This is a genomic window from Plesiocystis pacifica SIR-1 (assembly GCF_000170895.1).
GTDB lineage: Bacteria > Myxococcota_A > Polyangia > Nannocystales > Nannocystaceae > Plesiocystis > Plesiocystis pacifica.
In genome coordinates this window covers 1-25,547 of record NZ_ABCS01000097.1, presented here as the reverse complement: position 1 = coordinate 25,547, position 25,547 = coordinate 1, and the positions used below count along the sequence as shown (strand labels likewise).

The 25,547-nt window shown below is 71.2% G+C and carries 16 protein-coding genes; 7 read left to right on the top strand and 9 right to left on the bottom strand.

Translation table 11 applies throughout. The features are described from left to right. Window positions 1-102: 102 nt before the first annotated feature. The gene (locus PPSIR1_RS32910) at window positions 103-495 is read right to left on the bottom strand and encodes a 7(1) septoil knot domain-containing protein (RefSeq protein WP_006975571.1); all 393 of its coding nucleotides are present in this window, start codon (window positions 493-495) and stop codon (window positions 103-105) included. 72 nt (window positions 496-567) lie between these two features. Continuing rightward, window positions 568-1,290, bottom strand: coding sequence for a CoA transferase subunit A (locus PPSIR1_RS32905; RefSeq protein WP_006975570.1), 723 nt, complete (start codon window positions 1,288-1,290; stop codon window positions 568-570). 237 nt (window positions 1,291-1,527) lie between these two features. On the opposite strand from PPSIR1_RS32905, the gene PPSIR1_RS32900 reads away from it, so the two are divergent. After that, on the top strand, window positions 1,528-7,257 hold the full coding sequence (locus PPSIR1_RS32900; RefSeq protein WP_045117239.1) for an AAA family ATPase: 5,730 nt from the start codon (window positions 1,528-1,530) through the stop codon (window positions 7,255-7,257). 101 nt (window positions 7,258-7,358) lie between these two features. Here the strand turns inward: PPSIR1_RS32900 and PPSIR1_RS32895 are convergent, their stop codons facing one another. Beyond that, window positions 7,359-8,090, bottom strand: a complete 732-nt coding sequence (locus PPSIR1_RS32895; RefSeq protein ID WP_157596217.1) for a hypothetical protein — start codon at window positions 8,088-8,090, stop codon at window positions 7,359-7,361. 268 nt (window positions 8,091-8,358) lie between these two features. On the opposite strand from PPSIR1_RS32895, the gene PPSIR1_RS44530 reads away from it, so the two are divergent. Further along, window positions 8,359-9,807 carry a penicillin-insensitive murein endopeptidase gene (locus PPSIR1_RS44530; RefSeq protein ID WP_006975567.1) on the top strand — a complete coding sequence of 483 codons (1,449 nt, stop codon included), beginning with the start codon at window positions 8,359-8,361 and terminating at the stop codon, window positions 9,805-9,807. Window positions 9,808-9,821: 14 nt separating this feature from the next. On the opposite strand, the gene PPSIR1_RS44525 is transcribed toward PPSIR1_RS44530, so the two are convergent. Next, window positions 9,822-10,733 carry a hypothetical protein gene (locus tag PPSIR1_RS44525; RefSeq protein WP_157596216.1) on the bottom strand — a complete coding sequence of 304 codons (912 nt, stop codon included), beginning with the start codon at window positions 10,731-10,733 and terminating at the stop codon, window positions 9,822-9,824. A 106-nt stretch (window positions 10,734-10,839) separates the two neighbouring features. On the opposite strand from PPSIR1_RS44525, the gene PPSIR1_RS32880 reads away from it, so the two are divergent. Then, window positions 10,840-12,966, top strand: a complete 2,127-nt coding sequence (locus PPSIR1_RS32880; RefSeq protein ID WP_006975565.1) for a serine/threonine-protein kinase — start codon at window positions 10,840-10,842, stop codon at window positions 12,964-12,966. 6 nt (window positions 12,967-12,972) lie between these two features. Here PPSIR1_RS32880 and PPSIR1_RS32875 read toward each other — a convergent pair whose 3' ends face one another. Further along, complete coding sequence (locus tag PPSIR1_RS32875) at window positions 12,973-13,866, bottom strand: patatin-like phospholipase family protein (RefSeq protein WP_006975564.1); 894 nt, start codon at window positions 13,864-13,866, stop codon at window positions 12,973-12,975. A gap of 170 nt (window positions 13,867-14,036) precedes the next feature. On the opposite strand from PPSIR1_RS32875, the gene PPSIR1_RS32870 reads away from it, so the two are divergent. Then, window positions 14,037-15,476 (top strand): hypothetical protein, encoded by a 1,440-nt coding sequence (locus PPSIR1_RS32870; RefSeq protein ID WP_157596215.1) that lies wholly within the window; start codon window positions 14,037-14,039, stop codon window positions 15,474-15,476. Between the two features lie 25 nt (window positions 15,477-15,501). On the opposite strand, the gene PPSIR1_RS32865 is transcribed toward PPSIR1_RS32870, so the two are convergent. Next, the gene (locus PPSIR1_RS32865) at window positions 15,502-16,533 is read right to left on the bottom strand and encodes a hypothetical protein (protein ID WP_157596214.1); all 1,032 of its coding nucleotides are present in this window, start codon (window positions 16,531-16,533) and stop codon (window positions 15,502-15,504) included. Between the two features lie 259 nt (window positions 16,534-16,792). Here PPSIR1_RS32865 and PPSIR1_RS44520 point away from each other — a divergent pair, with 259 nt between their 5' ends. Both PPSIR1_RS44520 and PPSIR1_RS44515 read left to right on the top strand, forming a co-directional pair. Further along, window positions 16,793-17,974 (top strand): sigma-70 family RNA polymerase sigma factor, encoded by a 1,182-nt coding sequence (locus PPSIR1_RS44520; RefSeq protein ID WP_006975561.1) that lies wholly within the window; start codon window positions 16,793-16,795, stop codon window positions 17,972-17,974. A gap of 53 nt (window positions 17,975-18,027) precedes the next feature. Further along, window positions 18,028-18,870, top strand: coding sequence for a TlpA family protein disulfide reductase (locus tag PPSIR1_RS44515; RefSeq protein ID WP_006975560.1), 843 nt, complete (start codon window positions 18,028-18,030; stop codon window positions 18,868-18,870). A 92-nt stretch (window positions 18,871-18,962) separates the two neighbouring features. Here the strand turns inward: PPSIR1_RS44515 and PPSIR1_RS44510 are convergent, their stop codons facing one another. From PPSIR1_RS44510 to PPSIR1_RS32840, 3 genes are all read right to left on the bottom strand, one after another. Continuing rightward, entirely contained in the window at window positions 18,963-19,586 is a 624-nt protein-coding gene (locus tag PPSIR1_RS44510; protein ID WP_157596213.1) for a DUF6151 family protein, read from the bottom strand. Between the two features lie 155 nt (window positions 19,587-19,741). After that, window positions 19,742-21,112: an NHL repeat-containing protein gene (locus tag PPSIR1_RS32845; RefSeq protein WP_006975558.1), complete on the bottom strand. Its 1,371-nt coding sequence runs from the start codon at window positions 21,110-21,112 to the stop codon at window positions 19,742-19,744. A gap of 60 nt (window positions 21,113-21,172) precedes the next feature. Continuing rightward, window positions 21,173-22,621 carry an NHL repeat-containing protein gene (locus PPSIR1_RS32840; protein WP_006975557.1) on the bottom strand — a complete coding sequence of 483 codons (1,449 nt, stop codon included), beginning with the start codon at window positions 22,619-22,621 and terminating at the stop codon, window positions 21,173-21,175. Between the two features lie 225 nt (window positions 22,622-22,846). Here PPSIR1_RS32840 and PPSIR1_RS49685 point away from each other — a divergent pair. Further along, the coding region (locus PPSIR1_RS49685; protein ID WP_006975556.1) for an eCIS core domain-containing protein at window positions 22,847-25,547 on the top strand (2,701 nt) is incomplete at its 3' end.

Genomic DNA, 25,547 nt, shown 5'->3' with positions numbered 1-25,547 from the left:
CGGCCGCGACAAAGGACCGCGCGACGACACGGGGGATCGCCCGGCGACGACGATGCCGTCACCGCGTCGACGAACGACCGGATCGACCGGGGACGCGCAGCCTCAAGGAATGCCGGGGAAGCTCTCGACCCAGGCGATCTCGAAGTCCGGGAAGCTGTCCACGTACTGGATGGTGAAGTCGGGGAAGCTGTCCACGAACTGCCACTCGCCGCAGTCGTCGGCGAAGGCGTCGACTTCCTTGACCTTGATGTCGGGGAAGCTCGACACCGCCTTGACGCGCACGTCGGGGAAGCTGTCGACGACCTTGACCTTGCCCGCGAGTCGCGTGCCTCGGAACGAGCAGGTGCTCTCGTCGAGGTTGCCCGTGCCCGCGGGGGTCTGGCTCGCCTCGTTCACGTCGACGACCTCGACCTCCGCGTCCGCGGGGGCGGCCACCAACCAGGCGCTCAGGCCAACGAGGCCGAGCAGGGTCGCGCTGCGCATCATCGAGGTCATGGTCGGACCATAGGCCCATTCGCGGCGCGCCTCAATTCTTCAACCGTGAGCCTGCGCCCGCCCGTCCCAGCCCTAGGCCGTGGTCGTCCGATACTCGATGAAGTTCACGTGCTCCGGCACATGGACGACGCGTTGCACGAACACCCCGGGCAGGTGAATGTCGTCGGGGTCGAGGGTGCCGACCTCGACCAGCTCGTCGACCTCGGCCACCGTGACGCGCCCGGCCATGGCCGCCAAGGGGTTGAAATTGCGGGCGGTCTTGTAAAAACGCAGGTTGCCGAAGGCGTCGCCGACGGCGGCTCGGACGATGGCGAAGTCCGGCCGCAGAGCCGTCTCGAGCACGTGCGGTCGCCCCTCGAAGTCGCGGACCTCCTTGCCCTCGGCGACGACGGTCCCGGCGCCCGTCGGCGTGAAGAAGGCCGCGACGCCCGCCCCGCCAGCGCGCAAGCGCTCCGCCAGCGTGCCCTGGGGGTTGAGCTGAACCTCGACCTCGCCGGCGAGCATCTGCGCCTCGAGGTCCGGGTTGCCGCCGACGAAGCTGCACACCACCCGCGCGACCTGGCGCTGCTTGAGCAAGACCGCGAGTCCGCGGCCCTGGTTGCCGCAGTTGTTCGACATGATCGTCAGGCCCTTGCTTCCGCGGGCGGCGATGGCCGTAATCAGCGCCTCCGGGTTGCCGACCAGGCCGAAGCCACCGACGGCGATCTGGGCCCCATCCTCGAGGTCGAAGAGCGCGGCCTCGGCCGACTCGTACACCTTGCCCTGGGGAAAGCCCGTCGTGGTCATGGCGGCCATGATGGAGGAGCGTCAGCGAGGGTCAAGCGCGCGCCGTCGCGAACTTGCGGCCGAGTTCGACCCGACCCTCGATGACTCGAACAACGCGATCTCGAGGCCGCGCAAGGGCGCGAGTGCGCGGGGCCACGCATCTGCCCGCACCTCTACCCCGCATTGACGGGCGGAGCCGCCCTGCACCCCAATCGGCGGGCGCCTCGAGCCAGTTTCCACCGGCCCGAGGCCCTATACTCGACCCAGGTGTCCCTCGCCCTCTTAGGCTATACGACCCGCGGCCTCGTGCGCAGCTCGGCCAGCGAGCGGGTCTACGAGCTGGAGCGCAACGACGACGGTCGACGCGTGCTCGCCCGGGTGTTCCCGGCCCTCGTCGAGGGCGTGGAGGCCCAGGCCCGCCGCGAGTTCCGCGTGCTGGCCGAGCTCGACGTCGAGGGCGTGGTCCGCCCCCTGGCCCTCGAGCGCGTCGGCGATCGCCTGGTCCTGCTCCTGGATCAGGTCGAGGGCACGGACCTGCGCACGCACTCCCACGGCCAGGCCCTGGGCCTGCAGCACTTCCTGGACATCGCCTCGCGCCTGGTCCGGGTGCTCGCCGAGGTCCACGAGCGCGGGGTCATCCACCGCGCCCTGCAGCCGAGCAAGATGCTCCTCGACCGCAACACGGGCGCGGTCTACCTGGCCGAGTTTGGCTTCTCGGCCTTGATCGAAGCGGAGCACCGCCGCCTCCACGAGCCCGAGGTGTTCGCCGGCACGCTGCCCTACATCTCCCCCGAGCAGACCGGCAGAACAGCCCGCGAGGTCGACTTTCGCAGCGACCTCTACTCCCTCGGGGTCAGCTTCTACGAGCTGCTCACCGGGCGCCTGCCCTTCGAGGCCGCCGCGCCCATCGAGCTCGTCCACGCCCACCTCGCGCGCAGCCCCACGCCCCTGCGCCACCACAGAGCCGGGCTGCCCGAGCGCCTCGAGACCATGGTCGCCAAGCTGCTCGAGAAGGCCCCCGAGCGCCGCTACCAGTCGGCCCGGGGCCTGCTCGCCGACCTCGACGAGCTGCGCGCGGCGGTCGACGCAGGCGAGCCCGAGCGGCCCTTCGTGCTCGCCCGCCACGACTACCCGGCGACCCTGCAATTCCCCCGCACCCTCTACGGGCGCGAGGCCACCCTCGCCCTGCTCGAGCGGCGCATCGCCGACCTGGCCGTCGACGCGGGCGCGCTGAGGGAGCGCAGCGTGGTCCTGCTCGAGGGCGACGCCGGCATGGGCAAGTCGGCCCTGGTCAACGCCCTCGAGGGGCCGCTGCTCGCTCGCGGCGGCTACCTGGCCCGCGGAGCCTTCGAACAGCGCGAGTCCCTGGCCCTGTACAGCGCGCTCAGCCAGGCCTTCGAGGGCCTGCTGCAGCAGCTGTTCACCGAGGACGAGCACGCCCTGCGCGGCTGGCAGGCCCGCATCCGCCAGGGCCTGGGTCCCATCGCCGGGGCGCTGCGCGAGCTCCTGCCCTCCCTCGAGCTGATCCTCGAGCGCTTCGAGCCGCTCCCGCCCCTGCCCGCCGCCGAGACCCAAAACCGCCTCCACCTCGCCTTTCGCCGCCTGCTCTCCGTGCTCGCCGAGGGCTGCCCCCTGGTCCTGGCCATCGAGGACCTGCAGTGGGCCGACCCCGCCAGCTTGGCGCTGCTGAGCACCCTCGCCCTCGACGAGGGCGCGCCCTCGATGATCCTGCTGACCCGGCGCCCGCCGGCGAGACAGGGCCCCGACACCCACGAGGTGCTGCGGGTGACCACGGCCAAGGCCACCTTGCGCCTGCGCCTCGACGCCCTCGACGGCACCGAGCTGCGCACCCTGCTGCGCGACACCCTCGGCCACGGCGCGTCCGAGGACGCCCTCGCGGCCCTCGCCGAGCTCGTCACCCGGCGCACCGGCAACAACCCCCTGCTGATCCGCGAGCTCCTGTCGCACCTGTTCTCCCAGCGCCTGCTCGTCCCGGGCCCCGGGGGCTGGACCTGGGACCTCGACGCGCTGTCGAGCGCGAGCGAGGCGAGCCTGCCCGAGGACGTGGTCGGCCTGCTGACCCTGCGCCTGCGCAGCCTCCCGGACACGGCCCGGGCCCTGGTGTCCGAGGCGGCGCTGCTCGGCCACCGCGTCGACATCGAGCTGCTCGGGGCGATCTCCCGGCTCGACGAGGACGCCCAGTGGCGGGGCCTCGAGCGCCTGCAGAGCGACGGCATCCTCGACCCCACCCCGGAGGGCTACTGCTTCGCCCACGCCGAGCTGATGCGGGTCGCCCGGGACCTCGCCCCGGAGCACGCCCGCCGGGAGCTGCACGGGGACATCGGCCGGGCGCTGATCGCCTCGCTCGGGGACGGCAACGGCCGCGGCCTGGGCGAGCGCCTGTTCGAGGTCGCCGAGCACCTCGACGCGAGCGCCGGACTCAGCGCGACCACTGGCGCGGGCAGCCTGGTATCCGGCGAGGGCCTGACCCAGGCGGAGCGGCGCAGCCAGGTGACCGTGTTCCTCGAGGCGGCCAACCGCGCCCTGAGCAACGCCAACTGGAGCGTCGCCCGGCGCTACTTCATCGCCGCGCGCAAGCGCCTCGGGGCCGACCTCGACGCCGCCGATGCTGGGCGCGCGCCGACCCCCGAGGTGTTCCAGGCCGTGCTCGGCGAGGCGCAGACCCGGGCCCTGAGCGGGGACTCCGAGGGCGCCCAGACGGTGTTCGCCGTGCTCGAGCGCTGGCCCCTCGAGCCCGCCCAGTACGCCGCCGTGGTCGCCCGGCGGCTCCGCGCCCTGACCATGCTGCAGCGCACGGCCGAGGCCATCGCCTACGGCCGCGAGGCCCTGCGCCGCTTCGGCGTGCGCCTGCCCCGGACCATCAGCCGGGCCCGCATCGGCCTCGAGGCCGCGCGCGGGTGGATCCGCTGCCGCGCCATCACCCGCGAGCAGTGGCTGGCCATGCCCGCCCTCGACGACCCCAAGCGCCGGGCGATCAGCGCCATCGTCGACGCCCTCAAGGCCCCGGCCTACCTCGTCGACAAGCCCCTGTTCGTGGTCCTCGCCTCGCTGCACGTCCGCGTCGCCGCCCGCGGGGGCGTGGACGAGAGCGCGGCCGTGGCCCTGTCGCAGCTGGCCATCGCCGTCAACGCGGGCCTGCGCCGGCCCGAGGCCGCGGCGCAGCTGTGCGACCACGCCATGGCCCTGTGCTCGCGCCCCGCCCTGGCCCCCGCGCGGCCGCGGGTCGAGGCCGCGGCGCGCCTGTTCGTGTGGCCCGCGAGCCGAGCGTGGCGCGACGCCGGGGCCGACCTCGACCGCCTGATCACCGATCTGGCCGAGATCGGCGAGCGCCAGCTCGGCGGCTACGCCATCGTCATGGGCGTCGCCCAGCTGTTCGAGACCGGCGTGCCCCTCAGCCACCTGCTCGAGCTCGGGCGCCGGTGGCAGCGCGAGGTCAACCAGTGGGGCACGGCGGAGATGGCCCTGGGCAGCGCCAAGACCCTGCGCCTCGCGGGCCTGCTCGCCGGCGAGGTCCAGAGCTTCGAGATGCTGATCAGCCACGAGCAGGGCGCCCGCATCCACGCCAGCCCGGTGTTCATGGCGACCTCCGTGGCCTGCCGCATGGTCGCGCACATCCTCATCGGCGACCCCCGCAAGGCCCACGCCGAGTTCCAGACCATCGCCGAGAGCTACGCGCGCGACCTGTTCGGCTCGTGGCAGAGCGCCCGGATCGCGATGTGGGCCGCGATCGCCGACGTCGCCGAGCTCGAGGCCGACCCCCACGCGCCCACGGCCCGCGCGCTGCGCTCTCGCCTGAGCCGCTACCCCAACTTGCTGCGCTCGTGGGCGAGCGGCTGCCCCGAGAACTTCGAGCCCATGCTCGAGCTCAGCCTCGCCGAGCAGCACCGGGGCCACGGCCGCGTGGGCGATGCCTTCGCCGCCTACAGCCGGGTCCGCAGCCTCGCCAGCGCCCAGTCCAACCTCCTGCTCGAGGGCCTCGCCAGCATGCGCATGGCCGACCTCGGCGTCCGCGAGGATCGCCTCGAGGTCGCCCACGGGGCCCGCGACCTGGCCCTGCGCGCGTTCAAGCGCTGGGGCGGCCACGCCGTCGTCGTGCGCCTCGAGCAGGCCCGGGCCGCCGCCGGGGCCGAGGCCAGCGAGCTCGGGCGGCTGCTGCTCGAGAGCGACCCCGACACCGGCAGCAGCTCCAAGCTCGCCATCCCGAGCGCCGCGTCGAGCGGCAACTCCCCCATCCCCCCGGGCGTCCCGGCCATGGTGCTCGGCTCGAGCTCCGGCGCCCTCGAGCTCCCCGTGCCCAACCTCGAGCTGCGCTCGGTGTTCGAGATCACCCGGCAGATCAACGAGGAGCTCGGCCTCGAGCAGGTCATCTCCCGGGTGCTCGACAGCGCGGTGACCAACGCCGGCGCCGAGCGGGGCGCGCTCTTGCTCGAGCAGCGCGGGGCCGTGCGCCTGGTCGCCGAGAGCGACGCCCAGGGCACCCGCGCCTGCGACCTGCCCCTCGACCGCGCCCAGGACCGGCTGCCGATGAGCGCCGTCCACTACGTGCTGCGCTCGGGCTCCGTCGTGGTCGTCGACGACCTCGAGGCCGACCCCCGCTTCGGCGCCGATCCCCACGTCCGCGACCAGGGCGTGCGCTCGCTGCTGTGCATGCCCATCGTCAAGCGCCGCCGGCGGGTCGGCGCGCTCGTGCTCGAGAGCTGCATGAGCTCCCACGCGTTCACCCGCGAGCGCCTGGCCGTGCTCGAGTTCATCGCCAACCAGGCCGCCAGCGCCCTCGACAACGCCCGCCTCTACCGCGCCCTCGAGCACAGCGAGGTCCGCTGGCGCTCCCTGGTCAACGGCGCCCCCGACAGCATCGTCGTCCTCGACACCGAGGGCAGGGTCGAGTTCATCAACCACCTCATCGGCGTGGCCGTCGACCGGGCCCTCGACGGCGAGCCCTTCGAGCGGGTCATCCCCAAGCCCGAGGACCGCGCGCGCTGGCGGGAGCTGCTCGCCAAGGTGGTCGCCAGCGGGCGCACCCAGGAGCTCGAGCTGACCCTCGACCTGAGCATCCTCGGCAGCTCGGAGCTGTTCGAAGAGGACAGCCAGATCCGCCTGCGCCCCGGCCTCGAGACCCGGCGCAGCTACGTCGCCCGGGTCGCCCCCGTCGACGCCCAGGGCAAGCGCCTGCTCGCCATCGCCACCGACGTCAGCCGGCGCAAGGCCCTCGAGGCCCAGGTCCGCCAGCAGCAGCGCCTCGAGTCGATCGGCACCCTCGCCAGCGGCGTCGCCCACGAGATCAACAACCCCATCCAGGGGATCATGAACTACGCCGAGCTCATCGCCACGCGCCCGCAGCTCGACCCCATGGTGCTCGACTTCGCCAGGGAGATCGGCGCCGAGACGGAGCGGGTCTCGCAGATCATCCGCGACATGCTGACCTTCGCCCGGCGCGACTCCGAGGCCGAGCGCGAGTGGGCCGCGCCCAAGGCGATCGTCGCCTCGACCCTGTCCCTGGTCCACGCGATCATGCGCAAGAGCGGCATGCAGGTGATGTCCGACCTGCCCTCGGACCTGCCCGAGGTCTACTGCCGCCCGCAACAGATCCGCCAGATCCTGGTCAACCTGCTGACCAACGCCCGCGACGCCCTCGGCGAGCTCCCGGCAAAGACCCTCGACGCCGACAACGGCCTGCGCCGACGCATCGACCTGCGCGTGCTCGTGCGCGAGCGGGCCGAGCAACGCTGGCTCCGCTTCGAGGTCGAGGACCACGGCCCGGGCATGCCCCCCGAGGTCCAGGCCCACATCTTCGACCCCTTCTTCACGACCAAGAGCCGCGACCGCGGGACCGGCCTCGGGCTGGCCGTGAGCCACGGCATCGCCGTCGAGCACGGCGGCAAGCTCGAGGTCACCAGCGAGCTCGGGGCCGGCACGACCTTCCGCCTGTCCCTGCCCCTCGAGCCCCAGCCCAGCGCCGCCGCTCAGAGACTGTGAATGAATTCACAGTCTCTGACTTTTCTATCCGTCGTGGACGACGCCACGCCCTCCCTGCCCCACGTCCACGACTCAGCCTTCGCAGCCCGCCTGACCTGCGCTCAGGTCGAAGGATCCGCGACGCCGCGGCGGCCCTTGCCGAGCTTGCTCAGGCTCAACCGCCTGGGGCCGCCCTTACTGCGGTCCCGTTGCTTGTTCTCGTTGGCCCGCTCGAGCAGGCCCTCCTCGAGCAAGCCCGCGATCATCCCCTCACCGGTGACCGTCTCCTGCAGGTCCTCGTTGGCCGAGAGCCCCTCGCGGACCGCCCGCGTGGCGAGGCCGATGCCGCGGGACTCGAGCTTGCGGCAGCGCTGCGCGATGACCCCCAGCAGCAGGCCGCCGACGACGCCCCACGCCCACGCGGCCGCCCCTGCGGCCAGGGGCCCGGTCGGAACGCCAGCGGCCGACGAGCTCCCGAGCACGAAGGCGATCAAGCCCACGAGCAGCCCAACCCGCGGGACGAGGCTGGCCAGGCGCTCGAGCAGCTCGATGCCCTCGACGAAGGCCGCGAAGCTCGCCACGTAGCGCGCCGCCACGGGGGTGCCGTCGAGGGCTCGCTCGAGCTCGTCGAGATCGAGGGGCCGACCGTTCTCGAGGCGCCGGCGCAAGGGCGCGTCCTTGGACAGCTCGGCCACCAGCGCGCGCAGCGGTCTGGTCGTCGTGTAGAAGCGATCGTAGTGCTCGCGCCCGCGCAACCACGCGATCAGGGCGACGGCCAGCGCCAGCGCGTCGACGCCGAGCACGGCGAGCCCGGCCGGGCCGAGCATCGCTCCGACGACTGCCGAAGCGTTCATCCGTGCCCCCCGTCGCCGGCCATCACCCCAAGATCCCCCACCCGACTGGTTCGGCGCAACCTGCGAAGACAAACAGGTCCTGGAGTGGGCTCCAGGCGGCGCCAGCTTCACTCCAGCTGGAAACCCGAAGGGTTGATACGCGCGAGCTCGCGGGGCTATTCACCGGCGCCCCGATTGCGGAAAAAATCGCGCAAATGGGGCCTGGGCTCACCAATTCGGCGGTTCAGAGCGCTTGCGCTCGCCCCCCGCTCGTGCGAATCCTGCGATCGTGCAGCTCCGCTTTGGACTGATTCTCGGCTTCGCCGTGGGCCTCGGCTTCGCCCTCGCCGCGCCCGAATTCGCCACCGCCGGCGGCTGCCCCGACGGGGGCAAGCTGGTCGAGCACGAGGTGAAGTCGGGACAGACGCTCAGCGGCATCGCCGTCGAGCACGGCGTCACCCAACGCTCCATCGAGCGCGCCAACCCCACGCTCGACCCCAACAAGATCCGCGTCGGTCAGACCATCAAGGTCTGCCTGCCCGGCGAGGCCAAGAGCTCGTCGAGCTCATCCAGCTCATCCAGCTCATCCAAGAAGAAGTCGAGCGGCTCGGGCAAGAGCTGCGGCGGCAGCAAGACCATCTCGGTCCACGAGGTCGGCAAGGGCGACACCCTCAGCGGCATCGCCAACAAGTACGACGTCTCCGTCGATCGCATCCTGTCGCGCAACCCCAAGCTCAAGAAGGACCCCAACTCCCTGCGCGTGGGCCAGGAGCTGTTGATCTGCGCCGACACCCGGCGGGCCAAGGCGAGCAAGACCTGCGGCTACCGCACCCCGGTGCACGAGCACGAGGTCCTCCCCGGCGAGCACCTCGGCGAGATCGCCGGGCGCTACGGCGTGCGCCGCAAGGACCTGATCCGGCTCAACTCCAAGCTCAAGAACAACGCCAACTTGTTGAGCGTGGGCCAGACCATCCGCGTGTGCCCGGAGATTGCCCCGCGCGAAACGACCAAGCTCGAGTACACCGTGCAGTCCGGCGACACCCTCAGCGGCATCGCCAAGAAGTACAAGCTGACCTCGAACGAGCTGCTCGGCTACCAGCGCGGGAAGCTCAAGGACGCCAACGACCTCAAGGTCGGGCAGAAGCTCGTCGTCTACAAGAGCGGCTCGGTGATCCCGGGCTTCGGCGCCTACGACGACGACTCGGGCGTGCTCAAGAGCGGCGTGCAGATGCCCCCGGGCAAGTACTACGTGCTCAAGACCCCCAGCCGAGCCTACGGCACCGGCGACACCGTGCGGATGATCCAGTCGGCCATCAACGCCTACCGGCGCAAGTGGAAGAGCTCGCCCAAGATCCACATCGGCGACCTGTCCCGCAAGGGCGGCGGCCCGCTCAAGCCCCACAAGAGCCACCAGCACGGCAAGGACGTCGACATCGGCTACGTGCTCAAGGGCGACAAGAAGGACGAGATCCGCTTCGTCTCGGCCAACGCCAACAACCTCGACGTCGCCCGGACCTGGACGCTGATCAAGGCCTTCCTCGACACCGACGAGGTCAAGTACATCTTCATGGATCACACGATCCAAAAGCTCCTGTACGACCACGCCAAGAGCAAGGGCGTGTCCAAGGACACCCTCGACGAGTTCTTCCAGTACCCGCGCGGCAAGGGGCGCGGGCACGGGATCATCCGGCACAGCAAGGGGCACGTGAACCACTTCCACGTGCGCTTTAGGAAGTAGGGCCTCTCAGGCCGCTACAGCTCGCGGCGGGTGACCATCGAGTACCAGGTCGGCGAGACGTCGCAGAACTCCGGCGGCTCGATGTACTCGCGCGCCGCCGAGATCCACCCCTCGAAGGCCCGCGCGTCGACGCTGGTCTCGAAGTGGGTCGCGTGCCAGGCCTCGACGCTCGCCCCGTCCACGCTGAACTCGAGGGCCCGGGCGACCTGCTCGCCGCAGCTGTCCTCGCCAAAGGGCGTCGTGACGATGAAGGGACCACACTCGGCGCCGGTCAGCGCGGGCGACCAGGGCACGGCGTAGCTGCCCTCGAGCGGGTCGAGGACCGAGGCCGCGGTAAAGGCCCAGCGCTCGACGCCCGCGACCTCGACGTCGATCCACAGGTCGGGCCAGTTGAGCCAGCCGGGCTCGTGGTGCACGCGGACGGTGGCCTCGCCCATGGCGACGGGGGCGGGCAGGGTCGGCATGGGTGTGGCGGTGAGCTCGAGGTCGAAGGCGAAGCTCGGGCAGTCGACGCGCAGGACGTTGGCGGGGGACTCGAGGACGGCGCAGGCCTCCTCGGCGTCGGTGGGCAGGTCGTTGGGGAAGTCTCCCTCGAGCAGCTGGATGAACCAGTCGGCGGGCACGGGGTCACTGCCGTCGCAGGCCGGCTCCTCCCCCGTCGTGCTGGTGTCGCTCTCTCCACCGGTCTCGGTGGTCTCCGCGCTCTCGGTCGAATCCGTCTCGGTCTCCGTCTCCGTCTCGCCCGAGCTCTCGCCGGTCTCCGTGTCCGTGCCCGTCTCCGTCTCGCCGTCCTCGGTCTCGGTCGCGGCGACCTCGTCGTTGCCCTCGTCCGCGCCGCCATCGTCGGCGCAGCCCATCGCAGGAGCGAGCAGGGTCAGGGTCAGGAGCGAAGCAGCGGGAAGGGCAAGGCAAGTGGTCGTACGCATGCCCGAACGCTAGCGGATGCGAACTGCGCAGCAAGGCGTGGGGGCACACTCGAGCGATGTGGCATGCGGTGTTTGGGACCCGCGGGGGCTCTGCTAGCCTCCGGCGGTGAGCGAAGGGAACGAGGCCGGACCGCCCGCGCGAGGACGCGGCGCGCCGTCTGACACCGCGGGCCCCGACGCGACCGTCGACACCCTGGGAACGGACAGCGAGGGCGCCGATACGGACGGCACCTGGGGAACCTGGGAGACCGTGTCCGCGGCCGCGCGGACGCTGCAAGGCTCGCCCATGCAGACCCAGATGCCCCAGGCCGAGCTCGAGTCCGTCGGCACCACGGGTCGCCAGGCCCTCGGTGCCTTCGAGGCCGAGCGGCAGGCGAGCGCCGAGGCGCCGCTGGTGCTCGGCGAGGTCATCGGCGAGGGCGGGCGCGGCATCGTGCGCGCGGCGACGCAGACCGCCATGGGCCGGGAGGTCGCGGTCAAGGCCGTGCGCCCGAGCCTGCGCGAGGCCCTGAGCCAGCGCCGGACCACCCTCGAGCTCCTCCAGGAGGCGTGGATCACCGGGCGCCTCGAGCACCCCAACATCATCCCGGTCTACGACATCGCCAGCGACGAGGACGGCCAGCCGCTGATCGTGCTCAAGCGCATCGAGGGCGAGTCGTGGGCGAGCTTGCTCGCGGAGCCCGAGCGCGCCCGCGAGCGCCTCGGCCTCGACCCCGGTGACCCTGCCGACCCGGCAGACCTGGACGAGGCCGAGCTCCTCGACGCCCACCTGCGCGTGCTCATGGCCGTGTGCACGGCCGTCCACTTCGCCCACGATCGCCGCATCCTCCACCTCGACATCAAGCCCGAGAACGTCATGCTCGGCAGCCACGGCGAGATCTACGTGGCCGACTGGGGCGTGGCGGCCTCCCTCGCCCCCGACCCCGCCGGCAAGCTGCCGCTGGCCGCCCGGCGCAGCGGCATCGTCGGGACGCCGAGCTACATGGCGCCGGAGATGGCCCTCGGCGACGGCGAGCGCCTCGACGAGCGCACCGACGTCTACCTGCTCGGGGCCACGCTCCACGAGCTCATCGCCGGCCGGCCGCCCCACGGCGGGCGCTCGATCATGGAGGTGCTCTACGCGGTCAGCCACACCGAGCCGCGCCTGCCCGAGCACGCCCACGCGCCCCCGGAGCTCGCCGAGATCTGCCGCAAGGCGATGGCCCGCGAGCCCGAGGACCGCTACGCCTCGGCCCAAGAGCTGCGCCGGGCGATCGCCGACTTCCGCAGCCACCGCGTCGCCAGCCACATCGCCAACGAGGCCCAAGAGCGCCTCGACGAGCTCGAGGCCCTGCTGGTCGCCCTGGCCGAGCGCGCCCGCGCCGAGGCCGAAGCGGGTGTTGGCGCATGGGACGAGGAAGCCAGCGTCGAGGCCAGCTCCGACAACCGCCCGGACCCCCAGCGCCGCAAGGAGCTGTTCGCCCAGATCCGCTTCGGCTTCGAGCAGTCCCTGGCGGCGTGGCCCGAGAACGAGGCCGCCCTGCGTGGCCTCGTCCGCGCCCGCGAGCTCATCGTCCGCTACGAGCTCGACCACGGCGCCCCGGCCATCGCCGTGGCCATCGCCTCGCGCACCCGGGACCTGCCCGCGGAGCTCCTCGCCAGGGTCGACGAGGCCTACGCCCGAGAGCAGGGCCGCCAGGCCGAGCTCGAGCGCATCCACGCCGACCACGACCCCAACCTCGGCCGACGCACGCGCTCGTTCATGATCTTCGTGCTGTCCTTCGTGTGGATCGGCTTCCCCCTCTACGAGCAGCTCGTCGCCCCCGAGTATCCGCGCGCCAAGACCTTCCTGCTCTACGGCCTCGTGCCCGTGCTGTCCCTGGCCGTGCTCGCGGTCCTCCGCGTCTGGGCCCGGGACTCGCTCACGCGCACCCACATCAACCGGCTGTCGGTCTCGACCGTCGCCCTCGGCCTGGCCTTCCAGCTGCTGCTGACCCTCGCCGGCTACTTCGCGGGCCTGGGCGCGCTCCAGACCATGGCCTTCCTGCCCCTGGTCTGGGCCTGCGTCGTCAGCCTCATGGCCATGGCCATCGACGCCCGCGGGCTGGTCCTCGGCGCCGCCTTTGGGCTCGCGACCCTCGGCGCCTCGGTGTGGACGGACTTCACCTTCGCGTTCATCGGCGCGGCCAACTCGTTCGCCGCGGTAGCCATCGTCAGCGGCTGGTGGCCCCGGGTCAGCAGCTCCCCCAACTGACTTCGATCAGCGCGCGAAGTAGCCCGAGAGCGCGTCGGCGTGCTCGCGCAGCGTCGCCCGGCCGAGCTCGATGCTCGCGGTGATCGCCTCCTTGGACCGGCTCAAGCGCCGCGCGGGCGGCTCGTGGGGCGGCCGCAGCACGTAGGCCTTGCCCGTGGCCTCGAGCTCGGCGAGCAGGTCGAGGGTGGCGTTGTAGTGCATCCACTTGTCGGCGATGGCCTGGCGCGCCAGGGGGTGGCGCGGGTAGGAGCGCCCCTGCAAAAAGGCCGCGAGGGTGTTGCGCTTGCGCCGGTGCCCCGCGGGCTTGGTCAGCACGACGAGGATCTTGGCCAAGCCGGCGGCCACGGCCTCGCGCACGGCCACGGGCGCGCCGAAGCCCCCGTCGATGTACCACCCGCGGGTGCGGCCGTCGGCGTGGGTGACTGGGACCGGCCGGCCGTAGGCGATGGGCACGGCCATGGCCGCGGTCAGCAGGGCGTGCACGTTGCTGGGGGTCGCGCGCAGGACCTCGTTGCCGCCGGTCTCGACGTTGGTCACCGAGACGTGCAGCTCGGGCGAGCCCGCGTCCGCGGCGAAGCGCTCGCCGTGCAAGAGGATGTCGCCGCGGAACACCTCGACGAGCTCGTCGATCTTCATGATGTCGCCGCGGCCCACGAGGTTGCGAAAGTCGATGAGCTCGCGGCCGTGGGTGCGCTCGTTCCAGATCCGCACGCCGTCCTCGATCTGCCCGGCGGCGAAGAAGGCCGCGTTCGGGGCCCCCGACGAGGTTGCGAACAGGTGGGTGATGGGCAGGGGCAGGCGCGCGCCCCAGGTCGCCAGCTCGGCGAGCACGCCCACGCCGAAGGAGCCGCGCAGGCCACCGCCCTCGACGACCACCCCGATGCCCGGCGACCCGTCCATGACGTGGGCATACGAGAGGCCGCGGGCCTTGGCAAGCGCGCCAGGCCGCGGCCTGGAGGAAGCACACGCCTCGTACGCGCCAGCTTCGTGGACGCCCCAGGGCTTCGGGCGACTGGATGGATATGCGGAACCCGAGCCCCCTCCCCTGCTCCACCTCCTCCACCTCCTCCATGGTCTTCCTCGCCGCGCTGGCGCTCGGCTGCGAGGCTGATCCCGGCGTCGACGCCGACCCCGACTCCTGGCGCGCCCTCGTCGAGGACTCCGAGGACCAGGCCCCGGATCTCGAGGCGACCGAGCTCATCCTCGAAGGCCTGGCCATGGAGGCCCAGAGCTCGTTCTTCGCCCGCCGCCTGGGCGCCGCCCTGCGCAGCCCCTTCCCCGGCAACACCGAGAGTCGCCTGTACAACTGCCCGGCCGATCCGGACGCCGACACCTGCACCACCAACGCCCAGTGCAAGGCCCACAACCGCCTCAACGAGTGCTACATCCCGCCGGGCCAGAGCCAGGGCAAGTGCGGTCACCACCGGCCCTGGGGCGGCGACTGGGCCATCGACCTGTTCGCCGCCGACGGCGACAGCTGCGGCGAGGATGCCTACCTGCGCCTCTCGCCCAGCGCCCTGCCGGGCGGGCTGCCCCCCGACTCGGTCCGCGTCCAACCCGAAGCCCCGACCAACGCCTGCGCCACCGGAGGCTTCGCCAAGGGCGGCTACGACCAGCGCTTCCAGGTCTACGCGAGCTACGACGACGTCGAGTACCACCTGGGCTGGGTGCTCTACGCCCACCTCGACGAGCCCGTCTACGACGGCAGCACCGTCGCCGACCTCGATCCGAGCAACCTCTACGTGGGTGAGGTCTGGGAGCCCGCGGGGGAGCTGTGTCAGCACGCCGACTCGGCCTCGTGCCTGGCCGATACGGGCTGCCAGTGGTACGAGCCGAGCGCGGCCGACAAGGGCATTGAGACCGACGCGGCGATCGAGTTCGGCGAGGCGAACAAAGCGGTCGAGAACGAGCAGGCGGGCTACTGCTACAACCCCTGCTGGCAGGGCTGCCACCTGCACATGGAGCTGAGCAACCAGCTCAGCAACACCGAGTCGTGCTGGCAGAACATGTGCGAGGACGCCGGGATCACCAACCCGCCCGCGTGGGGCGAGGACTCGGTGATCGGCTTCGTCGGCGGCGCGGACCAGGGCGACATGTGCGAGCGCTTCGACGACAGCGAGTCCATGGCCTGCGGGGTCTGGGACCACGATCTGGCCGGCTGCAACGCCCACGGCCACGGGACCACCCAGGACTGCGCCTACTACACGACCACGGACAAGTGCCGGCCGCGGGGGACCTCGAACTGCCAGGCGGGGATCGACGCGGACTGCGGCGCGCCCGAGTCCGAGCCGTGCTCGAACTTCGACGGTAACGTCGGGGCCTGCGACGTGCACGGCTACGCCGATCCGAACAAACAAGACGACACCCAAGACTGCGCCTACTACTTCCTGAGCCAGCGCTGCATGGCCCGGGGCACGAGCAACTGCGTGGCCGACTGCGACAACTGCATCGGCTCTGGCTGCGCCCACTGCAGCCAGACCCACTGCGCGTCGACGGACCCCGCGCTGTAGGGCAAGGGGGGCAAGGGCGACCCCTTCAATCGGGGGCGGGCAGGCGCAGCTCGAGACCGAGGATCGCCTGCCCGCTGACCAGCGGCATGGCGTAGCTGCCGTCGGGCGACTCCACGGAGAAGCTCGGGCGGCGCAAATTCAGAGGCAGGCCCACGCGCGCGAGCACGGCGAGGCTGGGGATCGGCGCCCAGCTCAGGCCGACCTCGGGGCCCAGCCACACCCACGCGCCGCGCTCGACCTGGCTCGACTGCACGCCGACGCCCTCGGCCCGGACCTGCCCCGCACCCAAAGCCGCGCACACCGGGACGCTCAGGGACTTCCACGCCGGCACGAGGCAGCCTCGCGGGCCCACGGACCAGCCGCGCAGGTCCCCGCCTACGTTGGGGTCTCGCGCCAGGCGAAAGCGACCGCCGAGCTGCCCGCTGGCTTCGAGGCTCAGGCGCAGGAGACCGCGCTGAGCTCCCAGCTCGCCGACGAGGGCTGCGTTGGGCCCGTCGAAGCGGTTCAGGGCCGCGCCTGCGCCGAGGACGACGACGGCCTGCCAGCGCCCCCGCTCGGGTCGCTCGCGCTCGGGCCGCTCGCGGACGGCTCGGACCTCGGCGGGCGCGCTCGGCCGCTGCGCCCTCGGCTCGGGCGCTCGCTCTGGGGGCGGCTCGGGCTCGAGTTCGGGGGCCCGCGGCCGAGGTCGCTGCACCCTCGGCTCGGGCAGCGGAAACACCTCGATGGCCGCGACCGCCACGCTCGCCTCGACCTCGACGGTGCGCTCGAGCTCAACGGCGAAGGCGAAGGGATCGAGGGTCGTCGCGACCACCGCCGCGACGCGCGAGGCCAACACCGAGCAGTCCCCCCCCTCGAGCTCGTGGGTCGCCTCGAAGGCCCCGTCGCGCAGGCGCAACCACGCCCGCCAGCCCGTGCCCGCGTTCGCGGCGACCACCGCCGCCGCCTCGAACTCCCGACCCTGCAGCAAGACCTCGAGCCCCTCGGAGCGCACCAGCTCCCGGACCCGCGCCTCGAACTCCCCCGGCTCCGGGCACTCCAGCGGCGCCTCCCAGCTCACGGCTTGCGCCGCCTCGCCAGAGAGGCTGAGGGCGAGGGCGAGGCCAGAGAGGGGACCAGGACCAAACAACGCGGAACCAGCAATGACGCCGCGCCAACGCGCGCGCAGGCTCAGCTTACAAAAACCCGAAGTTCATGGTTGAATTACTTTCACCTTCGACACCTCCTGGCACTCAACGACGTTCGGTTCTCGACCCCATCAATTTTTTCCGAAGCCATCCACGACATCCGGACACCAAGACGAGTCCCCCTCCGCCGCCATGCCCGACGCACCCCCGCCGCGCCCGGCCCCGACCTTCGAGGCCCTCTATCGCCAGCACTACGACTTCGTGTGGCGGAGCGCGCGGCACCTCGGCGTCCCCGAGGCGCACCTCGACGACGTCCTCCAGGAGACCTTCCTCGTCGCCTACCGCCGCCTCGACCGTTTCGAGCGGCGCAGCAAGGCCTCGACCTGGCTGTTTGCGATCCTCGCCAACGTCGCCCGCAACCACGCCCGCAGCCGTCGTCGAGTCGAGCGCAAGCTCGGCGCCCTGTCGCAGGTCCGGGAGGTCCGCCCCGAGGGCGGCGACGAATTCGAGTCCCAGCGCGCCCTGGCCTCGCGGCTGCTCGCGGAGTTCCTCGTCGAGCTCGATGAGCTCCCGCGCCAGGTGTTCATCCTCGCCGAGCTCGAGGGCGCGAGCCGCAAGGAGATCGCGGCCGCTCTCGGGGTCAACCTGGGCATCGTGCAGTCGCGGCTGCGTCTGGCTCGGGAGCGCTTCACCGCGCGCTTCGAGGCCGGGAGCGCGGTCCCCCAGCTGCGCGACGCCCTGCGCCGTCAACCACCGCGGGCCGATCGAGACGAGCGCACCCGCCACCGCGCGCTGATCTTCGCCGCCGTCGGCATCGAGGAGCTCCCCGCTCCGAGCGGGCCTCAGCCCATGCCGCGCGGTAGCCTCGGCAAGTTCGCCCTCGGCCTCACAGGTGGGCTCGCGGGCGTGGCCGGGGCGCTGGCGCTGTTCACTGCGATGAGTCAGCCGTCCGCGGCGACGCCCCGTGCCTTGCCCGACGCGGTCGAGCCAGCGCCCGTCGCCGTCGACGTGCAGCCTGAGAGCGAAGCCGAGATCACCCCGCTTGCGCTCGAAGCCGAGACACCTGACGCCCCCGCTCCCGAGCCCAAAGCCGTCGCGCCCGGGCGGACGAGCGCCGAGAAGACACCCCGAGCGCCGGCGGACCCGGACTACGCCCGCCTCGAGCAGGGCCGCAGCGCGCTCGTAGCTGGAGAGGCCGCGCGCGCCCTCGAGCTCGTCCGCACCATCGACGCCGAGGGTCCGCTGGGCTGGGCGCGCGCGGTGACCGAGGTCGCTGCGCTGTGCCGCCTGCACGAAGCCGAGTCGGCACGCAGCGTCGCGGACACCTGGAACCGCCGATCGGACCCCCGCTCGATCCCTCCTCGATGCTGGTGAACCCCACCTCGAAAAATCCCAAAGCGAACGAGCGAAGCCGGACACCAACGGGCATGAACACCGCGAAGTCTCCTCTGCTCCTCTCCCTGCCCCTCGCCCTCGGCCTCGCCCTGACCACGAGCGCCTGCGTCAACGACGACGGCCTGCTCGACGTGGGTGGCGACGACGCTGCCGAGGACACCGCCGGAGACGACGAGAGCGCGGGCGACGAGGGACCCAGTGACGACGGTCCCAGCGACGAAGAGACCACCGACGACGGTCCCAGCGACGAAGAGACCACCGACGACGGTCCCAGCGACGACGAGACCACCGACGACGGTCCCAGCGACGACGACGGCGAGACCGAGGGCGAGACCGGCACCGAGAGCTGCCCGATCCCCGACCCCGGCTGGGGCGGCTCCGCGGCCGTCGGCTCCCCCGCTCCCCACTTCGGCGGCGTCAACCAGTTCGGCGAAGAGGTCAACGTCTGCGAGTACGCCGGCAACCCGATCCTCATCGACACCTCCGCCGTGTGGTGCGGCCCCTGCCAGATGATGTCCATGTGCCTCGGCGGCGACGACCAGCTGTGCCTCAACCTCTTCGGCGGCAACCAGGCCGCCCTCGACGCGCTCATCACCCCGATGCGCGCCGAGATCGAGGCCGGCACCTTCGCCTGGGTCACCGTGCTGACCGAGGACGAGGGCGGCGCCCCTCCCGACCACGCCGACGCGGTCAGCTGGGACGAGAACTACCCCGGGCCCGAGGAGGTCTGGGTCGTGTCCGACGAGCAGCAAAACTACTACGGCCACCTGCCCATCCAGCAGTTCCCGAGCTTCTGGCTCATGGACGAGGCGATGAACTGGCAGGACCTCAACCAGGACACCGTGCTCAACACCGTGATCCAGCAGCACCTCTAGGGCCCGTGGGGGGCCAGCGCTCGAGTCGTCCCGTCTCAACCATTCGCAACGCCAAGGGACGGGATGGCTCGGCGCTTCTTTGTGTACCTCGTCTATTGAGCCTGATGGACGCGCAGCGCGTCGCGCTCGGCCGTCGACAGGACCGTGGGCGTCGCCCGGGGCTCGCCGTCGGCGTCGAAGAAGGGCGAGGGCCAGTGCTCGTTGCGTCGCCAGCTGCGGGCGATGTTGAGGAGCGAGCGGCCGATCACCCGGACCGGGAAGGCGTCGACCTTCACGGGCGCGTCCGTCCCCGACAGCGCGCGGCCGTTGACGTTGGCGCGCGAGGGGCCGAGCAAGGCGTCCCGCTCGCCCGCGTCGAAGTCCGGGTCGATGAAGTGGACGTACATGCCCGTGAACGGCACCGCCGCCTTGGCCATGGTGTTGGCGATGGCCGTGTTGCAGCAGCCCGCGTACCAGCGCATCAGGCCGCCCTCGCTCAGGCGCATGCACGCGAGGTGCTCGGCGCCCTCGCTCAGCTCGATGCGCGCCGGCGCGATCTGGACGATCGCGCTCCCGCCCCAGTCGTCGAGCTGCGTCTCGCGCTTGCCGAGGTAGTCCGCGAAGGCCTGGCAGTCGGCGCAGTAGCAGGTCAGGTGCAGGCCGCGAGGCGGCGCGAGCTCCCGGGCCCGACCTCGCATGGACCCACAGGCGCAGCGCAACGGAGCTTCGTTCGTCACCCTCGAGTCATAGCACCAACACCCCTCGGTACCGCGTGCCTCCGTCGACATGTGGGCCCAAGGCAGTGAGGAGGGCGCAGCCCTCCCGCCGGGGAGAGGGACCCGTCACGGCTTTGCCGGCGCGGGGGAGGGGCTGCCAAGCCCCTCCATCAAATCTAGTTGCCGACGTTCTGGAGAGCGAAGCCGGTCATGTCCGAGTAGGTGTAGGCGCCCACGAGCCCGTCCACGGTCTGGACCACGATGTCGGCGTCCGGCGAGACCTTGTACGCCCGGGTGCCGCTGCGCGGGACGGCCCACACGAAGCCGTCGAAGTCCACGGCCACGCCCCAGATGTCGTTGTCGCCCTCTTGGGTCACGTCGATCTGTTCGACGACCTCGAGGCTGTCCGTGTCCACGGCGAACAGCTGGTTGTAGGCCCCGCGCCACAGCTTGCCCTCGCCGTCGCCCATGCAGCCGCCCGTGTGCACGGGGTCGGTCTCGAGGAAGTGCTCGACGGAGATCCAAGTCGCGTTCCCGGGGTTGAAGCGGTGGGTCGAGCGGCCGCACAGCCACACGTAGCCGTCGGTCACGGTCATGCCGTAGCCGCCCGTGGGCCCGGGCACGGGGTAGCCCGTATAGGCGAAGGTGTCGCGGCGGACCTTCACGAGCCAGCCGTGCTGCAGCTGCGACAGCCACACGTTGTCCTCGCTGTCGACGGCCGCCCCATAAAAACCGAACCAGTTGGGCCAGGCCTCGGGCAGGTCGGGGATCGGGACCTCCTGGATGATCTCCCCGGTCTCGCCGTCGAGCAGGGCGACCACGGCCGTGCCCAGCAAGACGTCGGACCAGGCCGTCCACACGTCGAGGTCCTCCCAGTCGCAGGTCTGTTCGTTGAACACCCCGTTGGTCCAGGCCACGGGCCGGTTGTCCGGGTGCGGGATGGGCCGGTGCCAGGCGACGCACTCCTCCGTGCCCCAGTCGAGGATCTCGCCCTCGCCCATGCTGGTCTGGATGCCGGGGATGCCGTTGCTCTCCACGCAGTCGTCGACGTCGGCGTGGATGGCCGTCACGCCGCCGGTGCGGCTGGCCACGACCACGTCGCCGCGGCGGTTGACCGAGGTCCGCGAGGGGCTGCCGCCGCCGTCGGGGCGGACGATGTAGCGGCCGAGCTCAGCCCCGCCCTCGGTGTTGATCTTCGAGACCGTGCCCTCGGCCGAGTTGGCGATCCAGATGAAGCGATCGACGAGGGGGTAGCCGTCGGGGGCGCAGGGATCCCCGGTCTCGCTGTCCGTCTCCGTGTCCGTGTCCGAGTCCTCGGAGTCGGCGCTGGCCTCCGTGCCCGAGCTCTCCGTCTCCGTGGTCTCGGTCGTCTCCGACTCGCCCGCGCTCGTCTCCGTCTCCGACCCTGAGTCGCCGGTCTCGTCCTCGGCCGTGCCCGTGGCCGCGCCGGACTCGTCCGCGGACATGCCGAGCTCGTCGCCGAAGGTCTCCCCGCGTTCACCGTCGTCCCCACACGCCCCCAGGGCGAGGGCAGCGGTCAGCGTCAAACAGGTGAAAGGAGCGAACGAACGAAGCGGCATGACACGAGCGAGGCCTGGTCCCCAGACCTAGGCCGGATCCACGTTGACGAGCGCAAAGCCCGTCATATCCGAGTAAGTATACGCCGAGACCAAGCCCTCGACCGTGGTCACGATCTGGTTGGTGTCCGAGTCCACCTTGTAGGCGCGCGAGCTGTTGCGCGGCACGCCCCACACGTAGCCGTCGAAATCCACGGCCACGCCCCAGATGAAGTCGTCTCCGGGCTGGGCCACGTCGAGGATCTTGACCGTCTCCATGGTCTGGGTGTCGATGCCGTAGATCTGGCTGTAGGCGCCGCGGTAGAGGATGCCCTCGCCGTCGCCCATGCACCCGCCGGTGTGCACGCCGCCGCCGAGGAGCGGGACGGAGGTCCACTGCTCCGTCGCCGGGTCGAAGCGTCGCGTCGAGCGACCGCAGATCCACACGTAGCCCTCGGAGGTCACGGTCATGCCGTAGCCGCCCTCTTCGGGGACGGGGTAGCCGGTGTACTCGAAGGTCTGGCGGTCGACCTTGACCAGCCACGAGGGCGAGGGGTTGGCGCCCTGGAGCTGCGAGAGCCACACGTTGTTGTCGGCGTCGACGGCCGCGCCGTAGAAGCCGTGCCAGCCCGGCCAGGGCTGGGGCAGGTCGGGGATCGGGACCTCTTGGATGATCTCGCCGGTGTCGCCGTCGAGCAGCGCGACCACGGCCGTGCCCGCGGCCCAGTCCGACCACGCCGTCCACACGTCGACGCCCTCCCACTCGCAGGTCTCCTCGTTGAACACGCCGTTGGTCCACGCCATCGGCCGGTTGTCCTCGTGGGGGATCTCGGTGAACCACGCCAGGCACTCCTCCTCGCCCCAGGGCAGGATGTCCGTGCCGCCCATGGAGGTCTGGATGCCGGGGGTGCCGTTGGTGTCCTGGCAGTCCTCGACGGAGCTGTAGACCTTGGCGATGCCGCCGGTGCGGTTGGCCACTGCGACGTCGCCGAAGCGGTTGACCGAGGTCCGCGAGGGGCTGCCGGCGCTGTCGGCCCGGACGATGTAGCGGCCCAGCTCGGTGCCGGTCTCGGTGTCGATCTTCGAGACCGTGCCCTGGCCGGAGTTGGCGATCCAGATCAGCTTCTCGACGGGGCCGAGCTCGCCGAGGTTCTCGCACGGGTCTCCGGTCTCCGTGCTCTCTTCGGAGCTCGACTCGGTGTCCGTGGTCTCGGTGCTCGTGCTGTCCGTCTCGGTGTCCGTGCTCGAGCTCTCGGTGTCCGTGCTCGAGCTCTCGGTGTCCGTGCTCGTCTCGGTGTCTGCGGTGGTGCTCGAGCTCCCGTCTTGCTCGCCCTGCTCCCCTTGCTCGCCCTGGTCCTCGGCGGACTCGCTCTCCGCGCTCTCTCCAAGGGTGTTGCCGATCTCGTCGTCGCCGACGGAGTCGCTACCCGTGCCGTCGTCGCCGCAAGCGGTGATCCCCAGCAGCGCGCCGCACGTCAGAGTCAAGAATTGCTTCCGCATGGCCGTCCCTTAGCACGACGAAGCCACGCCACGCCCCGCTCGAGAGACGTCGATCACAAAAAGTTGCTTTGGCCCCAACCGCGCCGCGGGGGACCGCGAAGAGCGTTCGGTAGCTGTGACGGTTTTATGGGCCCGCGGGCCGAACAAATACGGCCCTGTCACGCACTACCATGCGTAGTGTGTCGCTCGACGGAGCGATTTCACGCGCCAGGGAACGAGAGCCTCATGTCCGGTTCGAACAGCTTCGAAGCGTCCTCCACCCACGACCGCAGCCCCAGCCCCCGCGCCCAACCAGAGCCCGAGGTGATGCCCGAGGGCGAGCTGCAGGCCCTCGCCAGCGGCAGCCCCCGCGTCGGCAAGCTCGGCCAGCTCCAGGCCATGGCCGACGGCAGCGACTCGTCCGCGGGCGTGAGCCGCTACCAGCGACTCGCGAACCGCGGCGAGCTCCACGGCCTCGCCAACGAAGGGACCCGCGGACGCGGCGGACCCCTCCCCCACCTCGACAGCATCCAGCCCAGCTTTGGTCGCCACGACCTGTCCGGCGTCCAGGCCCACCTCGACAGCTCGGCCCGCGACAGCGCCCGGACCATGGGCGCCCAGGCCTACGCCGCCGGCGAGCACGTGGTCTTCGCCAAGTCGCCGAGCGTGTTCATCGCCGCCCACGAGGCCGCCCACGTCATCCAGCAACGCAGCGGCGTTCAGCTGTTCGGCGGCGTCGGCAAGGCCGGCGACGTCCACGAACGCCACGCCGACGCGGTCGCCAGCGCCGTCGTCCGCGGGCAGTCGGCCGAGGCCCTGCTCGACCGCTACGCCGACCCCAGCCGCGCCCGCCGACCCAGCCCGCAGCTCCAGCCCGCGCTGCAATTTTGGGGCGAGCCCGACCACTACATGATGGGCCAGCTCGGCGGGGTCAAGGCCGTCAAGGCCCTCGACAAGGCGCGCGAGAGCCTCGAGAGCGTCGACCACCTCCCCGAGGGGGACTACGCCCTCTCCGACGAGGAGCAAGAGCTCGACCCGAGCCAGTCCGGGATGTACGAGCCCGACGGCAAGGGCGTCAAGTGGAAGGGCTTCGTCGACAAGTTCATGCTCCACGACGAGAAGGGCAAGATGATCAGCTACGGCGGCGCCAACCGCTACGCGGGCGACCTCGCGACCAAGGCGATCAAGGGCAGCAAGCGCGCGCCGAGGCTCATGGGCTGGCCCAGCAAGTCGCCCAAGGACGACTACAGCCACATCATGGGCTGGCGCGAGAAGATGCTGATGGCGACCAACGCCAACCACTTCTTCCCCCTCGCCCGCGTCGAGTACCTTCGCCAGCACACCAACGCCCGCCAGACCATGGCCCTGGCTCTGGCCACGCGCCAGGGAGGGGACGAAGAGGGGGGACTGGCGCTGGCCCGCCGGGCGCTGATGTACGAGGGCTTCGCCGGCCACTTCCTCGCCGACTGCTTCGCCGCCGGCCACCTCACCCCCCACGCCCTCGGGCGCATCAATTCCTCGCTGAGCAAGGCCGGCTCGGGGGCCCTGGTCAACACCTGGCACGACATCTTCAACGCCCTGCCCGACGGCGTCCCGACCACCCTGGGCCGCTTCCACGGCGACTACAGCATGGACGGCGAGGACCTCGAGTACGTGTCGAGCGTGATCTGCAACTCCCTGCTCGAGATCGCCATGCCCTGGTACGCCGGGGTCGCCTACGACGGCGAGATCCTGCTGCCGGAGCCCGACGTCGAGGCGATCATGGCCGACCCGGTCATCGGCCCGCTGTGGGCCCAGATGTGCGGCGACTACCACCCCCACCTCGAGCGGCTCAAGAAGCTCAAGTCGCGCAAGAAGAAGGGCCTGAGCAAGTACGCCATCTACCGGTCCACCGCCGACTCCCAGGTGACCCACGAGGAGGTCATCGAGCCGATCTGGTCGAAGATCTTCGGCCACGGCAGCGAGGGGGACAAGGGCGCCCCCGAGCGCATCGACGACACCGACGAGGACCTCGCCAAGATCCGCGGCAAGACCAAGCTCGTCGCCGCCGGGATCCGCCAGATCCTCGACTACCGCGGGGGCTGGCAGCCCGTCAGCGGGCGCAGCCAAAAGTTCGAGCAGCTCGACGAGATGCCCGAGAAGTACAAGTTCCGCATCGACATGCAAAGCGACAACCCGCTCAAGAAGGCGACCCCCGCGAGCGCCCCCGTCAAGGCCATGGTCGGCGAGCTCGCCTACTGGCTCCACGCCTGGCGCGAGGTCGGCTCGATCTCGTTGACCGACAAGGACACCCTCGTCCTCGACAAGCTCGGCGGGCTGCTCTCCCTCGGCACCCACAGGATCACCGGCGTCCACGACCACTTCCTCAACAAGAAGCGACTCAACTACATCAAGATCATCGACGAGGCCCTGCCGGGCTTCTCGGAGCTCGAGGTCACGCTCCCCGGACCCATGCCCAAGGTCCGCCAGGGGCCCGGCTCCCGCCAGGCGCGCAGCGACGCCATCAGCAAGCGCTACAAGGAGCTGCTGAGCGAGCACGAGTCCGTGGTCTCAAAGTCGGAGCGGAACAGCCTCATCGCCAAGGACATGAAGCGCTTCATGACGCAGCGTCGGGACCTGTTCGGAGGCGGCCTGACCACCGGCGGCTCGGTGATCAGGATCGACTCCTCGGTGGGGAAGATCTTGCTCTCGACCCTGCCCAAGGCCTACTCGGTCTACACCGCGCTCAAGGGCGTGCTCAACCTCGTGGCCATGGATCCGCGCCCCGAGATGGACGACAGCCACGAGCTCCTCTACGGGCAGCTCGAGGCCACCTCCGAGTCCTTCGCGGCCCACCTGCGCGGCGACCTGAGCCTCCAGCCCCGGCCGATCCTGGAGATGCAAAAGTGGGCCGACAACCTCGCCGTCGCGGCCCCGAGGTGGAGGGCCCGGGGTAAGGAGAGCGGCA

What these genes read in the sequence shown, in the direction of transcription:
- PPSIR1_RS32910 (WP_006975571.1), bottom strand. Translation starts at nt 495, where the DNA reads ATGACCTCGATGATGCGCAGCGCGACCCTGCTCGGCCTCGTTGGCCTG.
- PPSIR1_RS32905 (WP_006975570.1), bottom strand. Translation starts at nt 1,290, where the DNA reads ATGGCCGCCATGACCACGACGGGCTTTCCCCAGGGCAAGGTGTACGAG.
- PPSIR1_RS32895 (WP_157596217.1), bottom strand. Translation starts at nt 8,090, where the DNA reads ATGAACGCTTCGGCAGTCGTCGGAGCGATGCTCGGCCCGGCCGGGCTC.
- PPSIR1_RS44525 (WP_157596216.1), bottom strand. Translation starts at nt 10,733, where the DNA reads ATGCGTACGACCACTTGCCTTGCCCTTCCCGCTGCTTCGCTCCTGACC.
- PPSIR1_RS32875 (WP_006975564.1), bottom strand. Translation starts at nt 13,866, where the DNA reads ATGGACGGGTCGCCGGGCATCGGGGTGGTCGTCGAGGGCGGTGGCCTG.
- PPSIR1_RS32870 (WP_157596215.1), top strand. Translation starts at nt 14,037, where the DNA reads ATGGTCTTCCTCGCCGCGCTGGCGCTCGGCTGCGAGGCTGATCCCGGC.
- PPSIR1_RS44520 (WP_006975561.1), top strand. Translation starts at nt 16,793, where the DNA reads ATGCCCGACGCACCCCCGCCGCGCCCGGCCCCGACCTTCGAGGCCCTC.
- PPSIR1_RS44515 (WP_006975560.1), top strand. Translation starts at nt 18,028, where the DNA reads ATGAACACCGCGAAGTCTCCTCTGCTCCTCTCCCTGCCCCTCGCCCTC.
- PPSIR1_RS32840 (WP_006975557.1), bottom strand. Translation starts at nt 22,621, where the DNA reads ATGCGGAAGCAATTCTTGACTCTGACGTGCGGCGCGCTGCTGGGGATC.